The organism is Paenibacillus sp. HJGM_3, assembly GCF_045062745.1.
In the GTDB taxonomy this organism is placed as follows: Bacteria; Bacillota; Bacilli; order Paenibacillales; family NBRC-103111; genus Paenibacillus_AA.
Map to the genome: position 1 here is coordinate 99,367 of NZ_JBJGED010000001.1, position 18,514 is coordinate 117,880.

Here is an 18,514-nt window from a genome sequence, read left to right on the forward strand (position 1 = left end):
CCGGCAGGCTATTCTTTCAGAGAGCCGAGCAAAGCGCCTTTGACGAAATATTTTTGGAAAAAGGGATACGTAAACAGTACCGGCAGCGTCGTAAAGACGATGATCGAATACTTCAGTTGAATGTTAGAGAGCATGCTGGCGGCTGCTTCCTGAGCGTCTTGCATCGACAGCATTTTGAGATCGACGGTTTGCTGCACGACGACGCGGTACAGATACATCTGCAGCGGATGCAGCTTCTCGTTCGGCAAGTAGACGAGCGCGTCGAACCAGCTGTTCCAGATGCCGACGATCGTATAGATGGCGATCACGGCCATAATTGGCTTTGAGAGCGGTACCATGATTTTGAAAAGTAGCTGCAAATGCGAGGCGCCGTCCACGAACGCCGATTCCTTGAGCGATTCCGGAATGGTCGAGAAGTAAGTCCGGACGAGAATAATATTCCAGATGCCCACCGCCCCGGGGATGATGATCGCCCCCATCGAATTGTACAGGCCGAGCTTGTTGATCAGCAAATAAGAGGGAATGAGGCCGCCTCCGAAATACATCGGGATAAGCAGATAGCGGACCACCCATTTGCGCCCGGCCAAATTCCGCACCGTGAGCGGATAAGCGCCCAATACCGCCATCAGGCAATTCAGCACGGTTCCGCACGTGACATAGATGATCGTGTTCATGTAAGCGCGCCACATTTTCGCATCGCCTACGATGAGTTCATACGACCCCAGATAAAAGCCTTTGGGATACCAAAACACGTTCATGGCCGCCGCCTCCATCGGAGAGCTGATCGACATGATGACGACGAAGTAGAACGGATACAAGGTCGCGAGACAGATGAGCAGGGCCGCCAGGACGAAGATCACGTCAGCCGTGCGCGAGCCTTGGCGAATTGGTTTGCCGGTTCGCCGGTTAGACTGCAGTGCGGGTATCATAGCTCCGGCCTCCTTACCATAGAGCGTGTTCGGTGTACTTGCGGCTAAGCGCGTTAGCCCCGAACAGCAGTGTAAAGTTAATCACGGCAGTCAGCAGCCCGACGGCGGCGCCCGCGCTGAAATTGCCGTTCAACAGTCCGTCGCGGTATAGGAACGTGCCGATGACATCGGCCGTTTCGTACAAGGACGGGTTGTAGATGAGCATGATGAATTCGGTGTTCGCCGAGAACAGGTTGCCGATCGCGAAGATCAGCAGGATGAAGATCGTAGGACGAATCGAAGGCAGCGTGATGTGCAGCATTTGCCTGAACCGGCCCGCCCCGTCCATCTTGGCGGCTTCATACAGGGACGGGTCGATCGACGACATGGCCGACAAGTACAAAATGCTGCTCCACCCGAACGACTTCCAAATCGTCGTAATCGTGTAGATGGTGGAGAAATAGCGCGGCTCCGTATGGAAGGAGATCGCCTCGCCTCCGAACCCCTTGATGAACACGTTGACGAGACCGTCCGGGTCGATAAACGACAGAACCATCCCCGCCACGACCACGTTCGAGATAAAGTGAGGCAAGTAGCTGGACGTCTGGACGAACCGTTTGAACAAGCCGCCCCTCAACTCGTTCAGCAGCAAGGCGAACAAGATCGGCACCCAAAACCCGAAAATAAAGTAATAAAAGCTGAGGATAAACGTATTGCGCACAAGCCTCCCGAAATACGGACCGTTCACGAAGTCGATAAAATGCTGGAGCCCGACCCAATCGGTGCTCCCGTCGAAGGCGAGAAACGGCTTGCCCGGGAAATAATTCTGGAAGGCGATCACGATGCCGTACATCGGAATGTAAGAAAAAATGAATATATGCAACAGGACGGGCAGCATGATCAGGTAGAGCTGCATGTTGTCGCGCCTTCGCTGATGCTTTAGCTTCATCGGTCTGACATTCGTATTCATCGTTTTCCCCTTTGCCTTTCACGCGGTATTGCGATTTACGGCGGCCGTCCGTATGTGAATTCAGCATAAAAGCGAAACGCTTTCACGGCAAGCAACAAAATTATTCGGGCTCACAATTTTTGCAGGGTCCCGATAGACCGGGTCCGGGCGCGAAAATAGAAAATAGACCGCCGGGTGAATGTCTCGTCCTAACAGTCTTATTTGTCGTTACCCGCAACTAATAGCCGCGGCTGACGTTTACTATATATGTGTGTTTTCGCCAACGATTGGATGGACTAGAAGGGCGGTGCCGGATGAAGAAGATCGTGATCGGCGTGTTCGGGGTAGCATTAGTCACCTCATGGGTAGGCAACTTGTGGTATTATCACGCGCAGGAGCTGGAGAAGCCTCTGTTCTTGAGGCATTATTATGAAATTCGGGCGTCGTCGCTGGAGCGAATCAGCTTCTATTATCTCTCGAATAAGGACATGAATCAAAAGCCGGCTCAGATCATGCTGCCTGACAATACGTTGCTCAATGTCATGCATGTTGAGCAACGAGCGGAACGAGGACGGCTGCAGCTGAACGAAGCGATCGCCACTGTGGTCAAGACTACTGGCAATTCGCAAACCGCCAGCATAACGGCGAACCAGATGACGGTCTTCTACAATCACGGCTTGATCGATACGGTTCCGATTGGGACGATCCTTGTTCATCCCTTATCCGATCAACGGAACGATTACCCTTTACAAATGCAAGGTTCCGGCGGCTCCTCCGATGGATCCGGCTATTCCGCTTCCCTAGCCGCACGCGACTTGACCCTGGTCTCGTTCCAATCCAGCTTTCCGGAACGAATCTCAGACGCCCTGGAAATCGAGGTCGAAGGCCGGAATGCCTCGACCCCCGGACTGTTCCCGATCACGCTGGCCAAGGACGAACGATTCGAGATGCGGTATCAGTTCCGGTTGCCTCCGAGTGACGCGCGCCGATATGATGCATACAACCTTATGATCGCTTACAAGGAAGCAGGCACCGATTCGTTCGCCGCCGCGCAGTTCGTGAACATTCAACCGCAACTGTACGAGGAAGACTTGGCCCGATATGTCCGCCTGCGGAAGGAGGAATCGCAATGACGCCAGCTTTTCTCCGCTATTCGTGGGGACTTGTCCTTGTATTATTGGATATCCGCATTCAGTATTTCGATATCTTGGTCGATTTCATCGGCTATGCGCTCATTATCAGTGCGATCAAACAGTTGGCCCGTTTCCGGTCGGGCTATGGCAAAGGCCTGGTCTGGGCATGGCTGCTCCTGATCCTCTCCCTGCAAGAGATCGTACCCGTATTAGGAGAACCCGTTGCCATAACTGGCCAACCTGCGATTCCTACCGTTCCAATGCTCCTTTACGGCGCTCTGGTGATGCTGCTCACTTGGATCATGGTTCACCAGCTGCTAACCGAGATGCTGCAGCACGCTCGGGACGTTCAGAGAAGACATTTTGCCCACGCGATCGAAAATCGCCGGTTAGCCTATGGATTCGTTTCGGCCGCAGCTCTGCTCTACATGCCGTTCACCCTTAATGGGACGGAGAACGTAAACGTGTTGCTCCCCCTTCTGCTCACTTTCTCGGGTTTGCTGGCCCAGATCGTGATCATATTCACTTGCCGCCGGGCTGCCAATGAGCTGCGCCTGCCCGTACTGCCGGAGCCACCGCTCGACTCTGACGACGTCCCTAGCTAAAAAGACGCAAAAATAACGAGCCCATCCAGGCAAAACTGGAATGGGCTCATTTTGGGTTCGTTACTTACAATTGTTTTTACGAAGATAAGGACTGCATCTCAATTAGGCTTTGCCACGACATAAAATTGCCCATAAACATAAATCAAGAAAACTTCTTCGCGGTCCGCATTCAACAAAGGAATGGCAATCAAGATTTCGTTGTTCCCATTCTTATCTACTTCCGCACCGTCTACCCCGTTCCACTTGTAACCCTGCTTCAGCAATTCTTGCTTCTTCGCTTTGAAAGCATCGCTCTTCAACAGGTCCGCCACAATCTTGTTCTTCTCGGCACCTACCACTTGGCCGCACCCGCAATCATCGTTTGCGCTGACCCTGCCGATAGGGGATAACACTAACACCATAGCCATCATGCCCACAACAAAAACCATTAACAACGCTCGGCTGCCCTTCATCAATCGGAACCCTCCTCTGTAATCAACAGTCTCCTATTTATTCCATTCGAATCTCCTAAATCCTTCTATAGTTTTCCTCGACGCCCGATGAAAATTGTGTAAATGTAACTATCGTTCCCTCTACTCTAGCTCACTTCTTATCTGTTCTTTCCATTTGATTATGTTGGAGATGGCGTTTTTTTCACCACCCAAGTATAGATCTTCAATTGTCATTGACCAAAATTTGGGCTTGCGATTTCTTTCTTTGTTTGGAAGCGGGTTCGTTATTTTACCAACATGGTTTACTAACTCTCGATTTCTTTTAAGGATATACGCGGAATCCCAAGCATTGTCATAAGCCTCAGTAAATAATTGAACCGTTAATTGGTATCCCTCTTCTGTATAATTGGAAGGATGTTGGATCATATAACACGAAACAAGCCAAAAATGTAAAGCGTATAATTCTGGGTCATTATGCTCCCAAACAAGAGGAAAACCGAATAATTCATAGCAGGAAAACCCATCTATCTCCTTAGCTCCACATTCCATACATCTTCCAGACTCCATTACTGTACGGTTATCAACCACTTTAGAATAATCCTCCTATTCAAACTACTCCTTACAAAAGGTTACTAGATTGACGTTACGATAGGTCAACTTATTTATTTTCCATGTGTTAGCGCAACAAGGCCGCCGATCATCATTGCGGCAGCCTTGTTCTCATCTTGTGCTATTCGATACCCAACCTACTCAGACGACGTCCCGCCGGGTGAACGTGAAGAATGACACGGCCAGCGCGGCCGCCGCCCAGACGAGCAGCACGAGCATCGAGAAGCCGAGCGTCATGCCCGGAATCGGCGGAGAGGCGTCGGTCAGATACGGGATCAAGTCGAGATTGAGGTTGAACAAATATTTGGCCGACTCCCAGGAAGCGACCATGCTCTTCAGGATCATCCCCGAGATGAGGCAGGCGAGCATGATGCCCATCCCGGCCGCGGTACTACGGATCAGCACGGAGAGCATGAAGGAGAGCGTCGCCACTACGAGGGACACGAACCAGGCGAGACCGAATTCCATGAAAATGTATTGCCATTGCGGCACCAAATGCACGCCGGACGTATCGAGTACGTCCCCGTTCATGGCGAAGCCGGTCAACACTGGGGCCTTCCAGCCGCCGAAGCCGAACGCGAAGCCGGAGATGAGCGTCGACAGCAAGCCGAAGATCGTGATGATGATAGAGACGGAAAGCACAAGCGTCCAATATTTGCTGAGCAGGATACGCCATCGCCGGGCCGGCCGGGTGAGCAGCGCCTTCATCGTGCCAGCGCTATGCTCGGAGGAGACGAGGTCCGAAGCCATCACCATCATCATGAGCGGCAGGAGCAGCGTCGTCCCGTTCTCGATGAAGTTCCGCACGAACGTAGCGGCACCAGGCTCGGCCGGGTTCACATTCGCGTTCAAATAATAACGCTGCTGGGCGATCCGAACGATCAGCTCGCGACGCTGGTCGTCGTCCGTTCTCGGGGAGTTCAACCGGCTCTCCCAGCTCTTGATCCGCTGCTCCAGCACGATGCGCCAGTCGACGTCGCCGTACCGCCTCAGGTTGTCCTTCGCCTGCTGGCCCTGCGCGTAGGTGAAGACGGCGATTAGGACGCCGATGATGAGCGTGACGACGATCAGCTTCCGTTTGCCCGCAAGCTTGACCATCTCGTTGTAGATTAGATTAATCAATGCCCCGCCCTCCCGTCAGCTCGAGGAACAAGTCCTCCAAGGTAGGCACGCGCCGGGACATCTCCGTCACCGTGACGCCGGCGTTCACCAGCTCGCGATTCCAGACTCCGATCCGTTCGGCATCGCTTGGAGTCAATACCGCTCCTGGCTCGGTATCCGCATCCACATGCTCCTCCCCGCACAGCCGCCGCAGCACGGCAACGCCCTCCTCCAGAGGATGCAGCCGCCAACAGAGCTTCTCCTGCGAAGAGAGCAAGCTGTGCACCGCTCCAACCCGTACGACCTCGCCGCCCGAGATGATGGCTACGCGATCGCACATGAGCTGGATCTCGCTTAGGAGGTGGCTCGACACAAGAACGCTGAGCCCTTCCTGCGCGGCTAAGAAGCGGATGAACTCCCGCATTTCGCGGATGCCGGACGGATCGAGCCCGTTCGTCGGCTCGTCCAGGATGAGCACCTTCGGCCGGCCAAGCAGCGCCTGCGCGATGCCGAGCCGCTGGCGCATGCCGAGCGAGTACGTCTTGACCTTGTCGTGAATCCGAGCGGTCAGGCCGACCAGCTCCACCACCTCGCTCACCCGCGCTTCATCGACTCCATCCATCATCCGGGCAAAATAAAGCAAATTGTTCCACCCGCTCAAGTATCGGTACAGCTCCGGATTCTCGACGATACACCCCATCTGGCGCATCGCTTCCGGGAACTGCTTGTGCACATCGTACCCGCACACCTGAACCGTCCCGGCGGTAGGCCGCATCAAGCCGACCAGCATCCGGATCGTCGTCGTCTTGCCCGCCCCGTTGGGCCCGAGGAAGCCGAACACCTCACCACGGTGCAGCTCGAAATCCAAGGACTTGATGATATCGCGGCGGCCGATCGTTTTGCGTAGCCCGTGTACCGCCAATGTTACTTCGCTCACTTACGCCCCTCCCTGTTCGCCCAGCGCGGCCTCGATGCGCTCCGCCATCAGCTCGTATCCGTTCGCGTTCGGATGGAATTGATCGATATACAGCACGTCCTTGCTCTGGAACTGGAACAAGTCGAACGTCGGGACGAGCATTGTTTTCGGAAATGCAGCCAGTGTCTCGCCTGCCGCGTAGTTCCAGTCTCGTACGATTTTGCTCGTCACGGCGGAATTCTGCAGCTCGATGAACGGATTGTACAGCCCGATCAGGGTGATCGCCGCGTCCGGATTCAGCTCGCGCAGCCGGGTGAGAATCGTCTTCAACTGCTTGTTGTACTCGGTCTGCAGCGACGCGATTCGAGTCGATTCCAAATTCGACAACGTCTCTCCGCCGCGAAATAAATCGTTCCCGCCGATGCTTACGAGCAAGAGCCGGGCTGTCTTCACCTTCGCCTGCACGTCCTGCTGCTGCAGCAAACTGACCAGCTGAGGTGCCGTCTGCCCGTTCACGCCTAGGTTGTCATATACGACCTCTTGGCCGCCCTCCCGAAGTAAGTTCGCCAGCTTCCCGCCGTACCCTAGGCCTTCCGGGTCCCCGAATCCGCGGGTAAGCGAGTCGCCCAGACCGACCACCCGATATGCCTGATTGTTAGCACCCGGCGATGTCACCGGGGCGGCTTGCACCGGTTGTGCGGGAGGCGTAGTCGCAGATGGTTGCGGGGACGTCAGCACGACCGGTTCCCCTCCGCTGAAGTAATCTTTCATCGCCCAAGCCAGACCGCCCATCCAGACGAGCCCGGAGATGGCCGACACTACGATTAGCGCCTGCAGCATTTTTCCTCTCATCGGTATCCCCTTGTCCTATGATTCTATATCGCTTATTGCTAGAGAAACGTATCGTACCCTTCACAATAACATACGAAAATGAAAATAACCTTAAAGATTCAAGGAAGATGATAGAATGTTGAATATAGTCTGAATATTTGGTAAAATAATCCCGTGGACCAAGGATGTGTAACTGGCGGAACATGGGGAACCATGGGGGAGCACATCTCATATAGAGCCGTACGCCTGGGCGAGTGCACGATCGAGCAGATCGGAGCGCTCTTTTTTGTTGTCCAACAACAGTTGAAAGCGGGAGGATGGCCATGGAAAGCTGGATCGGTTATGTGGAGCGGCACGATGCGGAGGTAGGGCGGCTGCTGGCGGCGGAAGGGCGACGTCAGCGGAGCACGCTGAGCCTGATTCCATCGGAGAATTACACCTCGAAGGCGGTGCAGCTCGCGCTGGCCACCTCGTACACGAACAAGTACGCGGAAGGATACCCGTACTTGTGGGCCGGCGATACACGGGAGGAGACGAAGAACGGGCGATACTATCGGGGGCAGCCCAACACGAATGAACTGGAACGGCTCGCGATCCGGCGCGCGCTGGAGCTGTTCACGCCGAATCCCGACGCCTACCACGCGAACGTGCAGCCGCTCAGCGGTTCACCCGCGAATTTGGCGGTGCTGAACGCGTTCCTCGAGCCCGGGGATACGTTCCTCGGCTTGTCGCTCGACTATGGCGGCCACTTGACGCACGGCCATCCTGTCAATTTGACCGGCTCGATCTACAACGCCGTTCAGTACCGGCTCAATGCCGACTACGAGCTGGATTACGAGCAGATTCGCGAGCTGGCCCACCGGCATAAGCCGAAGCTCATCATTTGCGGTGCGACTGCCTATCCGCGGCAAATCCGCTTCCAGCTGCTCGGCGAGATCGCGCGCGAGACCGGGGCGCTGCTCGTCGCCGACATCGCCCACATCTGCGGCTTGTGCGTGACGGGCTACCACGAGCACCCGTTCCCGCATGCCGACGTCGTGACGACGACGACGCACAAGATCCTGCGCGGCCCGCGGGCCGGCCTCATTCTGTGCCGCCGGGAGCTGGGCGCCGCGATCGACCGCGCCGTGTTCCCAGGCCTGCAGGGCGGGCCGCACATGAACACGATCGCGGCCATGGCGATCGCCTTGCGGGAAGCGGCGAGCCCCGCGTACCACGCCTACGCCGGCCAAGTCGTGCGGAACGCGAAGGCGCTGGCGGAAGGGCTGCGCGAAGCGGGGTTCGTCCTCATGGGCGGCGGCACGGAGAACCACCTGCTCCTGCTCGACGTCGTGAACTCCATGAACGGGCTCGCTGTCCGAGACGGCCATTACTTGGCCGTGCAGCTGGAGAAGGCCGGCATCGTCGTGAACAAGAACGCCATTCCCGGCGACACGAAGCCCTGGTACCCATCCGGCATCCGCCTCGGCACCCCGGCGGTGACGACGCTCGGCATGCAAGAGCCGGACATGGCGCGCATCGCCGCCTGGATCGTCCGCGCTACGCGCGGCGCCTCGGACGAGGGCGAGCTGCAGCGCATCCGCTCGGAGGTGGCGGCGTTCGTAGAGGGATTCCCGGCGGGGGAGTTATTCGTGGAGTAATGGATCGCGATCATCATGGATTATTCAATGTCCTCATAAAAATAACAATCATGGCTATTCTCGGAGAGGAGTTTTCTATGAGGCTCTATAATCCTGGGCGTATCCCCCGTTCGGTCGTTCCTGAGAATCAAGAGTTTCCCATGCTGGCCCTCTCAAGTCAACTAACGCCGGAATCCCTGCACTATATCCGTAATCATTTTCCGTATCCATCTTTTTCTCCTGAAGATTGGCATCTGGATATTGGAGGTCTCGTGCGTAATCCGGTTAGGCTGCACTATGATGACTTAATGAGAATGTCAATGGTCTCTTTGCCGGTTACAATGGAGTGCGCCGGCAATAAACGGGCTTTTTTTCATCCTAAAGTACGCGGCGAGCAGTGGGAGCTTGGAGCGGTTAGTCATGCTGTCTGGACCGGAGTCCGCTTACGGGATATCCTTTCGGCTGCAAACCTATTAAGCGACGCGAACGAGGTTATATTTGAAGGAATGGATTTCGGACAGCGTACGGATATCAAGGGCACCTTCCATTATTCGAGAAGTTTGCCGCTTGCTATAGCCCTGCATCCGGATACGCTCGTAGCGTTGTTTATGAATGGGAAACCGCTGCCGTTCAAGCACGGTTACCCGGCGAGGTTAATCGTTCCGGGGTGGTACGGCATGGCCTCCGTGAAGTGGCTGCGGAGAGTGCTCGTCTCCGATCAACCTTTCGAGGGGCCCTTTCAGAAGCTGGACTATATGATCTACCAAATGAATCCTAATCTAGGTCGCCGACCAGTAACGAGCATGAAGGTAAATTCCGCTATTGTGCAACCCACAGATCAATCCGTACTAAAAAAAGGGATCCGCCAGGTGTTCGGAGTTGCATGGGCGGGAGAACATCCTGTCACACAAATTCATATAAGCCTGGATAAAGAACATACGTGGCAGACCGCGGTCTGGTTAGATCCGGAACAACGGTACAGTTGGCGGCGATGGGTCTGGCAATGGGACGCTTCAAAAGAAGGGACATATGTAATTAAAGCGAAGGCTGCGGATTCCGTCGGGAATACGCAGCCTCTATATGCAGAGTGGAACGTAAAGGGCTATGAGAACAACAGTATTCATCAGATTCAAGTCTATGTAGAATAACCCTCGATGTCCTCCCGGTTGCAAACAAGCGGGTTCAGGAGAAGCTTCCTGCCGTCCCCGTTCCCTACTATGCTGAAGTCCGTCTCCGTCTTCATCCAGAACATGAAGAAGGCAATCTCCGGATAATACCGGCGAATTTCTTCCAACAGGTTCGTCGTATCGTAGTTTGCCGACCCTTTCGATTGCCCGGCTTCCGTCAGCGCCAACACTTTACCGTACCTCTCATTCCGGTACTCTTCGTAATACGACGATTCCGTATAATGGTCGGCATAGCGGTCGAAACCGATAATGTCGACGACATCGTTGCCCGGATAGCGGGATTTCGTGGCGGAGCCCAGCTTGACGCTAAGATCCGGACTCCAGCACCAGAGGAGATTGTTCAGCCCTCTCCGGATTGTAAAATAGTCGAACATATGGCGGTACACACTCACATAATGCTCATGACTGCCGTGTCCCCACCAGAACCAGTTCCCGTTCAATTCGTGCAGCGGCCTCCAAATGAGGCTGATTCTCCGCTGCCGGAACCATTCCAAGCCGTCGGCCATCGCGTCGAGCCATGCCATCCATTGTTCATGCGCCGCGTGCCCCGGGGTAATCAAGTCCGACAATGCGCCCCCCGCCGGGATGGTCGACCAGGAATGCCCCGACGTCCACGGGTTCGGAGCGTGCCAAGTGAGGTGAATGAGGCCTCCCTGCGAATGATACTGGGAAGCGAGCTCTCGGAAGCTCTCGAAACGAGGCATGTTCCGGGTAGCATCGCCTCCCAAGTACGTACGGTCGACCGGATCGAAGCCTACCATCCCCACATACCGCCCGGCGTCGCGCTGCAATTGCTCGATATGATAAGACCACGCCGCCTGCACGTCGGGCAGGCCATGCTCCGGTCTGCCGTAGTGCGGACATACGAACTGGCCGGATATCACTTTTTTGTCGGTGCGGTGTTTCAGTCCGGCCAGCAGGCGAAGCAGGTTTCTCGCCGGTTCATCCGCCCATCTGTTAGCCAGTATGGCTTCCTTTTCCATTATGCTTTATGCTCCTTTAAATCATAGCTGCACATAGTTGCTGCCGCATTTTAGCAGCATCAATACATCATTCTCGCTTGCAAAGACATAATTGCTCGCCCCCCGGAGCACGACATTGCCGACCTGATGGCGTACGGTCAAGGAGGAAGAGGGGGCCTGCTTCAAAAACAACACGCTTCCTTCGTAACCGCCGTTGATCGTATCGATATTCCCTGAGCCGCTCGCCGCGACGTAGGAACCGGTGACGTTCAATATGCCTGCGCTCATCGCAAGCTGCTCCGCTGCTCCTAACGTAAGCATCCCCTTGCCGAGAAACGTATTCCCCATATCCTCGTAGAAAGCGCCGTGTTTGTCGCGTCCGTCGATGTTTTGGCCGTTCAGCTCGAAGGAGCCGCCGGTGAACACGATCTGGTTCTTCGGAACCGCCGCATTGTATTTGACGGCCGTACCGGTATTTTTGCGGAACATGCAGCCTTGGATCGTAATCCCCGTTATGTCGGCGCTCTCGAACAGCATTCCGTGATATTGCGGTTGCGTATCGTCTCCCAACGTTCCGATGAAGCAGCCGTCAAAAACGGTGTGGCCGATCGCTCCGATCTTGAACCCGTGACCGTCCGTAGCGTGAGTAGACCCGCTGTTGAAGGCAAAGCACGCGACGAACCGGTTGCCATTCCGCCTGGTAGATCCGAATCCTCCCAGTATGAAGCCGTGACCTACGCTTTTGTCCGCATGGCAGTCGTAGAAGCTGTTGTAGTTCTCGTCGACCCGGAACGCTCCGCCGGATAACGTCCCGTTCGTATTCGTTCCGCATTTCACGGCATGACAATGAATGAACGTATTGCTGCCCCCACTGATAAAAAAGCCGTAATCGCGCGCCTTCTCCACATAGACCATCTCGGCAAACAAGTCGTACACTTTCCCGGACAAGTAGACGCCGTTAACGCATTGGTTGATTTCCAGATTGCGCAAATACGTCTCTGCGACATAGTTGCCGGTTTGGCTCAAGCTTGCCGTCATATGGACGCCCGATTGGGGAGCGAGATAAATTTGTACGTTTTCTACAGCTATTTTCCAAATTTGCTTCTGAGCGGCATCGGCGACCAGACGAATTCCGTGCCCGTTCGTCCATGTACCCGCATCATTCTGAAACCGGATGTACATGTCTCTTACGCCCGATCTCGCGATGGCATTCCCCGCCCCCGCCGTGGACAGCTCGATGGCGGTTACGTCGCTTGCGACCAGCAGCTTGGAGGAGGCGGCCCCCGCTCCAAGCAAACCCTGATTCGCTTTCAGCTGTATCGTTGCACTAATGACATACTCTCCTGCCGGGAAAAACACCGTACCGCCATAGGTCGCATTCAGCGATGCAAGAGCTGCCTGAATCGATGCGGTATCATCCGTTACTCCGTCCCCTGCTGCTCCGAAATCCTTCACATTGACATACAGGTCGGACACCCCGGTTGCGTAAGTGCGCTCCCGGTCCGGAATCAGCACCGCTCCGGCGGCCGCCGTCACCCCGACCGCACCTATCTTCGCCAGCAGCTTCCTGCGGCTTATTTTGGCAGAGAGATCCTCAATCAGTCGATAACGATCCATATGCTACCTCCTCGCATTATTTGCGCTTCGCCTGCTCCTCTGCGATCTTCTTGTTGATTTCCTCATCGGCTTCCCGCAGTGCGGTGTTGATATCTTTCGTACCTTTGACGACCTCATTCAGCTTGTTCAGAACGATCGTTTTCGCCGCCGTGTCGTATTCGGTTACTTTCGGCGTAGCCGCGACTTTGTTCTTTTGCAACGATTTGATGTTTTTGCCTTCGAACACTTTCTCTCCTTGCCCTAGGGCGGCTTGAATGTCCGGCTTCTTCAATGTCGGGTAACGGGCGAGCTTCGCGCCTTCCAGCTGTACTTCGTCGGACACGAGCACAGATATCGCCTGCATCGCCTGCTCCTTGACTTTGCTGGTCGCGGAGATGGCGAACGTCGCGCCGTTATACTGCGTCCCCATTCCCGGCGCCTCCTTGAATGTCGGCATCGACACGAGATCCCAGTTAAGCGACTGCCCCTTCTGCTGCATCTCGATCACTCTCGAGAAAATGTTGTTCCCGATCCGCATGGCGAGCGTCTGATCCAGCAGAAACGCATCCGTCTCGTCGCGCGTATTGGCCGGCAGCCCATTACCCGGTATCGAGTAGAAGTCGCTCATCGCGGCAAACCATTTTTTCCACGCTTCGGTATTGACCGCGGCTTTGCCGGTCTTGGCATCGACGAAGGGCAGCGAGAGCTGGTTGTTGTCGAGCAAATACTTGCGGGCCGTATCGAGTCCCCGGATCGCCACCCCGCCCTCAGTCCGGCTCAGTTTCTTGACGAGATCGCCGAGCTCGTCCCAGGTCATCCCGTCCTTGGGGTAAGGAACTCCGAATTTATCGAAAATGTCCTTGTTGAAGTACAAGGCGGCCGGATTGTAGCTCCAAGGCATGGCGTACAGCTCCCCGTGCTCGGAGTACGATTTGATCGTATCGAGGATCCCGTCGGCGAAACGGCTAGTATCGACGCTCATCTGCTTGATAAGTGGAGTCAGATCGGCCAGTACGCCCAAGTCGCGGTACGTTAAAATGCGGTCCACTCCGAACAGAATTAGATCCGGAACCGTGCCGGCCGCGACCAAATCCTGAATATCATTTCCTTGCGAGCGCTTCATGTATTGAAACGTACCTTGGGGAAATTTGCTCTTCAGGTGCTTCTCGATATACTCCTGATAGTACGCGTCCGCGATTCCCGCATTGTTATAAATCGTCATCGTGAATGGAGCCTGCTCCGCTTTCGTTTCCGCCTTCTCACCGGCTGTATCGCCGTTCTCGCCGGCTGTATTGCCGCTCGCCCCGCAGCCGCCCGTCGCCATTGCAGCCAGAAGCATCGCGCATGCTCCCGCCATTTTGATCCGTTTGTGCATGACGTTCATTTAACTGCCCACCCTTTGCTTTGTCTTCATAACCGGTTATGTAAATGAGTATAAAGAAAGGGCTTTCAACTCGCGATAAATAAAACTTCTATTTGTTGGACGAAATTTCACTTTTGCCGAATGGCGTAAAAATAGGAAACGAATCGTTTCGCCGGGCGGTGAGATAAGATAGAATGGCTTTGAAGGAGGCGATGCGATGATACAGCTGCACTCGTTTTACTTTGACAATTTTATTCCGTCCTGGTACAGACCGGCAATCCGGTCGGACATGCACATCCTCGTCTTTGTGGTGCAGGGTAGAATGACCTACATACTGGATAGACAACCTTATCATTTGGGCAAAGGCGATATGTTGTTCATCCCTGCCGGAACCGAACGGATCGGGAGTAGCCCGCCGCCCGACCCGCACCAAAAATACGGGGTGTTTTTCCGGGAAAACGTACCGTCTACGGACATTCCGATCTTGTCGAGCCGGACTCCGGAGCTCCGCAAAATTCGCGGCTTCGATTATATTAGACAGCGATTAACCATGCTAGGCCAGCAGTGGTTCAAGAAGCAGCCCTATTATGAGACGTTGTGCGGCTCCATTCTGACCGAGATTTTGTGTCTGTTCGCAGGCGAATTCGAGAGCAGGCATTATTCGTCCAAGAAGCTGTCGATGGTCGAGGCGATCCAGCAATACATTGCGGAGCATTACAGGGAACCTTTACAGATCAGTCAGCTGGGCCGGCTTGTCGATAGGACGCCCAGCTATGTTATCACGACGTTCCGCGAAGTTACCGGCATGACTCCGATCGATTATTTACACCACCTGCGCATATCCGCCGCCAAAGATTTGCTGATGCAAACCGAGCTGTCGATCGTCCAGATCGCCGAATATCTAGGATTTTGCGATCCGTCGTACTTCAACCGGGTGTTCAAAAAAACGCTCGGTCTGCCTCCATCCGAATTCGTGCCGAAGCAGAGCGACGTCTACGCGTCGCGTTCCTCGCAAACCGCGAACTTGCCTATCTTGTAGTCTCCTTGGTTTGTTTTTGGATCCGGTAGCTGGCAGCTCTGGGACCCATAACCAGGGAGCCTTTTTCTTTCTCAAACCTCGTATTTCTGCATAATAGGAATGCCGCCCGTTAGACAACGAAGCTGCCCGTTCCTGCCGGCAGCTTCGTCTTAGTTTATCGTTAAACACATCGTCTCACCTTGCTTTGGCTTGTGAATTCTTCCCCTCATGATAGTCTTCCCACAGCGGGCCGATGTATTTTTCTAAGGTCTTTACGACGTCATCTCTTCGGCTTTCTTCGACATTTACAGTGTCATTTGAAATATCATTTCTAATTCGTATGAGAACAAATAAAGGGGGTAATGCAGCCTCACGGAGAGCCTTAATCATGTTTTCTTCTTGTGGAGTAATATCCATAAAGTATCCGATTTCCTTTCTTGTGGATTTCTGCTCGATATAATCTCATAATAAACCCTGACTCAGTGTTAGGGTCAAGAAAAAGTAAGCAATCAGCCTGTCTTCATTACGCTATCGTCTCCGTTAGAGAACAAACAAAGACGGCAGCCAAGCAGCCGCCGAATCTTATATTAATGGTTATGACTTCCCTTGCTTACCTCTTTCGATACTTGGGATTCGGTGCCTGGTTCGACAATGACAAACTGCCCCATCATACCGCTATCCTCGTGATACAACAAGTGACAGTGATACATGTAAGGCGTACCGGGATCAGGATAGCTTCCAAAGTCGACGGCCAGTCTGACTGTAGTGCCATTCGGAATAAAGACTGTATCTTTTCTCCCACGCTCATATAATGGCGGCAATTCTCCATTCTTGTCAATTACGGTGAATGCTGCATCATGGATATGGAAGTTATGATCCCAACCCTTATTCGTGATCTCCCATATTTCACGTGCGCCAGCCGGAACAACCTCATCAATACGATTCATGTCCATTTTCTTGCCATTAATTGCAGATTTCGTTGTCAAATTAAATTTTGAGCATTTTTTTAATTGCTGTTGGATTCCGGTAAATGTTAAATGAATCAACGGCTCATGTGAAAACACTTCTTTTGGCATGTACAGCCACTACGATTGAAACCCAAAACAGAATTGCAGCGATGACCGGATGAGCAGCACCCGCTCCTTCAAAATTTGCTGTAAAATACTGTGCAAAGATTAATATAAGGATGACTACACTCATCCAGCGCAAAAAATTCGGAAGCTTTCCCGTAAATGAAAGGATAAGCATTACAATCGGAAACAATTCAAAAACCCGAACAAATACAATATGGTTCTGCCAGTAGGACGAATCCGTAAAAACCGCCATCCCTGCAATCAAGATTTGGGTCGTGATACAGATGACAAATAGACAGGCTACACCTAAAAAGATGAATCTAGAACCTCTTATCATGGTTAATCTCCTCTCCTTTTGGCCACAAGACGGCGGCTATACCCCGGGCTAAAGGCAATATCATAGAAATATAGATCTGCATGTGACTCGTTCATGTAATGATCATATCAGCCGAATATTGTGAACTTATTGCGATGAGTTGCGGTTCTTGTGAATTTTTACAAAGATAAACGACAAGATAGGGTAAAGGCGATGTAGCCTGTTCAAAAACCTAATCTCGTTGGTCTCAAACCTCGTTTACTTTAATAAACAAAAAAGGAGCAGCCAAATGCACGCTGCTTCTTTCATAGCTCTACTCATCTAACTAGTCCATGAGATCGCTCCCTTTGAATAAGGGCTTACATCAAGAACCGGCCGACGGCAATGATATAGCCGATGTACACGGCGTTGCCTTGATACACGTCCGGATTTTGCTCATAGTCGGCTTTGTTCAGCACAAGGGCGTGTTTATCCGCGGTTTCGGACATTAGCGTCAAGGTCACGGTATGCTCCGTATCTTCCAGTTCCGGCAAAAAGAAATACTGGTGCCTCAAGTAAGAGTTGTAGACCATAAATCGGTTGACCGTCATCGGCTCCCGATAATCGATCGTGACGCTCAACTGACCCGAGAACGGCCCTCCCACATCGGCAATGCCTAACCTCGTCCCTTTGAACGTTACGGTGATCCGATCGCCAGGTTTGGTCATCTTCACAATGCTGGGGTACATCTTCTTGACGGTCGCGTGGAGACCGGAATAAGGGAACGACGTATCGTATTCCGGCGTCGTCGTGTCCACGACATCAAGCGTAGAGGTAAAGTCCGCCGCCTCTCTCATGGTCGCGTCTTCCCAGTTATAAGGGTCGAGCGGGAACCTCAAAACATGAGCGGCTGGCTCGGTTCCTTGCTCTTGCATTTTAATTACGCTTCTAGCCACGGCGCCGGCATACAGCTGATCGCCCGTCCCGACAGGGTGGATCCCGTCTTTCGTGAAAGCGACTCTCCCCTCGGCATCGAACAACTCTTCCCCCTTCGGGACGAGCTTGCCAAGCGCATAAAGTTCGCCAAGCACGTATCCGAAAAAAATGCCGGGGATCCCATAATGCTCCGCAACCGTCTCAAAGGCGGTCAAACTGGCGGGCAAGGACGGGTCGGATCCGGGCTTGTACGATTCCACTTGATCGCTTCGCACCGTATATACGAAGCAAATGTCCGCAGCCGGATTGATCCTCCAAACCTTGCGGACCAAGCCTTCTACGTCTTGCAGCCCTGCGCCGTTGACTACAAATTCGACAAAAATCAAATCCGGCTCATGCACCAACAAGTCTCGTTCGATCCGCGCCGCTCCCAGATCGGCTCCCGTCCCGCTGATCGCCGCGTTGACTTCCCCGATCGTTGCATGGGGAAACCGGGATTTCAACCAGGATGTCGTACGAGGACGCCACCCTTCTTGGAACGTAATGCTGCCCCCGATATACCCTACCGTTACCCTTTGCCCGCCAGCCAGCTTGTGCAGCACATTCGGGAGGCCGCCTCTACGCTTCAATTCGCGGCTATTTTCATACTCCTGCAGCATGAGGCCATAATCTTGGATCCCATCCCCCATGTCTTTCCCATTGATCCCCGCACCATAATCCAAGCCGGGAGATTTTCCCGAAGCCATATCCTGTGCCTCCTCGAATCCATACCTAAACCCTGTCTTCATTCGTATTATAAAAGGAGTAGAGGGGCATTCAAATACACTTTCCGTTTGAAAAGCATATACTTAATTTCTGTAGAGAGGTTAAGCTCGTACCCTTCTTAAATGGACACGGAATATCGCGGATCCGAATGACGTGTAGTTCGATTTTGCCCAATTGGTGTCGGTGCCTAAGGGACGTCCATGCTATGCAGTTCGAT

General features: G+C 53.6%; 19 protein-coding genes and 1 riboswitch. Of the genes, 5 read left to right on the forward strand and 14 right to left on the reverse strand.

Going from position 1 to position 18,514, the window contains the following annotated elements:
* Nucleotides 1-8: 8 nt before the first annotated feature.
* Nucleotides 9-929 carry a carbohydrate ABC transporter permease gene (locus ACI5FR_RS00430; protein ID WP_405448836.1) on the reverse strand — a complete coding sequence of 307 codons (921 nt, stop codon included), beginning with the start codon at nucleotides 927-929 and terminating at the stop codon, nucleotides 9-11.
* Nucleotides 930-942: 13 nt separating this feature from the next.
* Nucleotides 943-1,878 (reverse strand): ABC transporter permease, encoded by a 936-nt coding sequence (locus ACI5FR_RS00435; RefSeq protein ID WP_405448839.1) that lies wholly within the window; start codon nucleotides 1,876-1,878, stop codon nucleotides 943-945.
* Between the two features lie 293 nt (nucleotides 1,879-2,171).
* Between ACI5FR_RS00435 and ACI5FR_RS00440 the strand changes: the two genes are divergently transcribed.
* Nucleotides 2,172-2,990: a hypothetical protein gene (locus tag ACI5FR_RS00440; protein ID WP_405448842.1), complete on the forward strand. Its 819-nt coding sequence runs from the start codon at nucleotides 2,172-2,174 to the stop codon at nucleotides 2,988-2,990.
* Nucleotides 2,987-3,595, forward strand: a complete 609-nt coding sequence (locus ACI5FR_RS00445; RefSeq protein ID WP_405448844.1) for a hypothetical protein — start codon at nucleotides 2,987-2,989, stop codon at nucleotides 3,593-3,595. Before ACI5FR_RS00440 ends, ACI5FR_RS00445 begins: the two co-directional genes overlap by 4 nt.
* 98 nt (nucleotides 3,596-3,693) lie before the next feature.
* Here the strand turns inward: ACI5FR_RS00445 and ACI5FR_RS00450 are convergent, their stop codons facing one another.
* The 5 genes from ACI5FR_RS00450 to ACI5FR_RS00470 form a co-directional block, all read right to left on the reverse strand.
* A complete protein-coding gene (locus ACI5FR_RS00450; protein WP_405448846.1) occupies nucleotides 3,694-4,047 on the reverse strand; it encodes a hypothetical protein in 354 nt (117 codons plus the stop codon).
* A 120-nt stretch (nucleotides 4,048-4,167) separates the two neighbouring features.
* On the reverse strand, nucleotides 4,168-4,614 hold the full coding sequence (locus ACI5FR_RS00455; protein WP_405448849.1) for a DUF5946 family protein: 447 nt from the start codon (nucleotides 4,612-4,614) through the stop codon (nucleotides 4,168-4,170).
* Nucleotides 4,615-4,776: 162 nt separating this feature from the next.
* A complete protein-coding gene (locus ACI5FR_RS00460) occupies nucleotides 4,777-5,757 on the reverse strand; it encodes an ABC transporter permease subunit (protein ID WP_405448851.1) in 981 nt (326 codons plus the stop codon).
* Entirely contained in the window at nucleotides 5,750-6,673 is a 924-nt protein-coding gene (locus tag ACI5FR_RS00465; protein WP_405448854.1) for an ABC transporter ATP-binding protein, read from the reverse strand. The genes ACI5FR_RS00460 and ACI5FR_RS00465 overlap by 8 nt, the downstream gene beginning before the upstream one ends.
* Nucleotides 6,674-7,504, reverse strand: coding sequence for a GDSL-type esterase/lipase family protein (locus ACI5FR_RS00470; RefSeq protein WP_405448856.1), 831 nt, complete (start codon nucleotides 7,502-7,504; stop codon nucleotides 6,674-6,676). It lies immediately after the preceding gene.
* Nucleotides 7,505-7,662: 158 nt separating this feature from the next.
* Nucleotides 7,663-7,742: riboswitch (ZMP/ZTP riboswitch) on the forward strand.
* Between the two features lie 64 nt (nucleotides 7,743-7,806).
* On the opposite strand from ACI5FR_RS00470, the gene ACI5FR_RS00475 reads away from it, so the two are divergent.
* Together ACI5FR_RS00475 and ACI5FR_RS00480 are read left to right on the forward strand one after the other, a co-directional pair.
* Nucleotides 7,807-9,123: a serine hydroxymethyltransferase gene (locus ACI5FR_RS00475; protein WP_405448858.1), complete on the forward strand. Its 1,317-nt coding sequence runs from the start codon at nucleotides 7,807-7,809 to the stop codon at nucleotides 9,121-9,123.
* Entirely contained in the window at nucleotides 9,123-10,250 is a 1,128-nt protein-coding gene (locus ACI5FR_RS00480) for a sulfite oxidase (RefSeq protein WP_405448861.1), read from the forward strand. Before ACI5FR_RS00475 ends, ACI5FR_RS00480 begins: the two co-directional genes overlap by 1 nt.
* On the opposite strand, the gene ACI5FR_RS00485 is transcribed toward ACI5FR_RS00480, so the two are convergent.
* Genes ACI5FR_RS00485 through ACI5FR_RS00495 form a run of 3 tightly spaced genes read right to left on the reverse strand, consistent with a single transcriptional unit; the run spans nucleotide 10,238 to nucleotide 14,231 of the window.
* Nucleotides 10,238-11,272: a glycoside hydrolase family 26 protein gene (locus ACI5FR_RS00485; protein WP_405448862.1), complete on the reverse strand. Its 1,035-nt coding sequence runs from the start codon at nucleotides 11,270-11,272 to the stop codon at nucleotides 10,238-10,240. The two genes, ACI5FR_RS00480 and ACI5FR_RS00485, sit on opposite strands and share 13 nt — an antisense overlap.
* A 21-nt stretch (nucleotides 11,273-11,293) precedes the next feature.
* Nucleotides 11,294-12,868, reverse strand: a complete 1,575-nt coding sequence (locus ACI5FR_RS00490) for a glycosyl hydrolase family 28-related protein (protein ID WP_405448865.1) — start codon at nucleotides 12,866-12,868, stop codon at nucleotides 11,294-11,296.
* A gap of 16 nt (nucleotides 12,869-12,884) precedes the next feature.
* The gene (locus ACI5FR_RS00495) at nucleotides 12,885-14,231 is read right to left on the reverse strand and encodes an ABC transporter substrate-binding protein (protein ID WP_405448867.1); all 1,347 of its coding nucleotides are present in this window, start codon (nucleotides 14,229-14,231) and stop codon (nucleotides 12,885-12,887) included.
* Nucleotides 14,232-14,427: 196 nt separating this feature from the next.
* Here ACI5FR_RS00495 and ACI5FR_RS00500 point away from each other — a divergent pair, with 196 nt between their 5' ends.
* On the forward strand, nucleotides 14,428-15,249 hold the full coding sequence (locus tag ACI5FR_RS00500) for an AraC family transcriptional regulator (RefSeq protein ID WP_405448868.1): 822 nt from the start codon (nucleotides 14,428-14,430) through the stop codon (nucleotides 15,247-15,249).
* A 174-nt stretch (nucleotides 15,250-15,423) separates the two neighbouring features.
* Here ACI5FR_RS00500 and ACI5FR_RS00505 read toward each other — a convergent pair whose 3' ends face one another.
* From ACI5FR_RS00505 to ACI5FR_RS00520, 4 genes are all read right to left on the reverse strand, one after another.
* Nucleotides 15,424-15,645 (reverse strand): hypothetical protein, encoded by a 222-nt coding sequence (locus ACI5FR_RS00505; RefSeq protein WP_405448871.1) that lies wholly within the window; start codon nucleotides 15,643-15,645, stop codon nucleotides 15,424-15,426.
* Nucleotides 15,646-15,815: 170 nt separating this feature from the next.
* The gene (locus tag ACI5FR_RS00510) at nucleotides 15,816-16,304 is read right to left on the reverse strand and encodes a multicopper oxidase domain-containing protein (RefSeq protein ID WP_405448874.1); all 489 of its coding nucleotides are present in this window, start codon (nucleotides 16,302-16,304) and stop codon (nucleotides 15,816-15,818) included.
* Nucleotides 16,279-16,638 (reverse strand): DUF6220 domain-containing protein, encoded by a 360-nt coding sequence (locus ACI5FR_RS00515; RefSeq protein WP_405448877.1) that lies wholly within the window; start codon nucleotides 16,636-16,638, stop codon nucleotides 16,279-16,281. The genes ACI5FR_RS00510 and ACI5FR_RS00515 overlap by 26 nt, the downstream gene beginning before the upstream one ends.
* 338 nt (nucleotides 16,639-16,976) lie before the next feature.
* Nucleotides 16,977-18,278 carry an SGNH/GDSL hydrolase family protein gene (locus ACI5FR_RS00520; protein WP_405448878.1) on the reverse strand — a complete coding sequence of 434 codons (1,302 nt, stop codon included), beginning with the start codon at nucleotides 18,276-18,278 and terminating at the stop codon, nucleotides 16,977-16,979.
* Between the last annotated feature and the right edge of the window lie 236 nt (nucleotides 18,279-18,514).

Excerpts from the sequence above, each read along its gene's own strand:
- ACI5FR_RS00430 (WP_405448836.1), bottom strand. The coding sequence starts at position 929 with ATGATACCCGCACTGCAGTCTAACCGGCGAACCGGCAAACCAATTCGC.
- ACI5FR_RS00440 (WP_405448842.1), top strand. The coding sequence starts at position 2,172 with ATGAAGAAGATCGTGATCGGCGTGTTCGGGGTAGCATTAGTCACCTCA.
- ACI5FR_RS00520 (WP_405448878.1), bottom strand. The coding sequence starts at position 18,278 with ATGGCTTCGGGAAAATCTCCCGGCTTGGATTATGGTGCGGGGATCAAT.
- ACI5FR_RS00485 (WP_405448862.1), bottom strand. The coding sequence starts at position 11,272 with ATGGAAAAGGAAGCCATACTGGCTAACAGATGGGCGGATGAACCGGCG.
- ACI5FR_RS00510 (WP_405448874.1), bottom strand. The coding sequence starts at position 16,304 with ATGCCAAAAGAAGTGTTTTCACATGAGCCGTTGATTCATTTAACATTT.
- ACI5FR_RS00505 (WP_405448871.1), bottom strand. The coding sequence starts at position 15,645 with ATGGATATTACTCCACAAGAAGAAAACATGATTAAGGCTCTCCGTGAG.
- ACI5FR_RS00435 (WP_405448839.1), bottom strand. The coding sequence starts at position 1,878 with ATGAATACGAATGTCAGACCGATGAAGCTAAAGCATCAGCGAAGGCGC.
- ACI5FR_RS00490 (WP_405448865.1), bottom strand. The coding sequence starts at position 12,868 with ATGGATCGTTATCGACTGATTGAGGATCTCTCTGCCAAAATAAGCCGC.
- ACI5FR_RS00515 (WP_405448877.1), bottom strand. The coding sequence starts at position 16,638 with ATGATAAGAGGTTCTAGATTCATCTTTTTAGGTGTAGCCTGTCTATTT.
- ACI5FR_RS00445 (WP_405448844.1), top strand. The coding sequence starts at position 2,987 with ATGACGCCAGCTTTTCTCCGCTATTCGTGGGGACTTGTCCTTGTATTA.
- ACI5FR_RS00470 (WP_405448856.1), bottom strand. The coding sequence starts at position 7,504 with ATGAGAGGAAAAATGCTGCAGGCGCTAATCGTAGTGTCGGCCATCTCC.
- ACI5FR_RS00450 (WP_405448846.1), bottom strand. The coding sequence starts at position 4,047 with ATGAAGGGCAGCCGAGCGTTGTTAATGGTTTTTGTTGTGGGCATGATG.
- ACI5FR_RS00495 (WP_405448867.1), bottom strand. The coding sequence starts at position 14,231 with ATGAACGTCATGCACAAACGGATCAAAATGGCGGGAGCATGCGCGATG.
- ACI5FR_RS00500 (WP_405448868.1), top strand. The coding sequence starts at position 14,428 with ATGATACAGCTGCACTCGTTTTACTTTGACAATTTTATTCCGTCCTGG.
- ACI5FR_RS00480 (WP_405448861.1), top strand. The coding sequence starts at position 9,123 with ATGGATCGCGATCATCATGGATTATTCAATGTCCTCATAAAAATAACA.
- ACI5FR_RS00475 (WP_405448858.1), top strand. The coding sequence starts at position 7,807 with ATGGAAAGCTGGATCGGTTATGTGGAGCGGCACGATGCGGAGGTAGGG.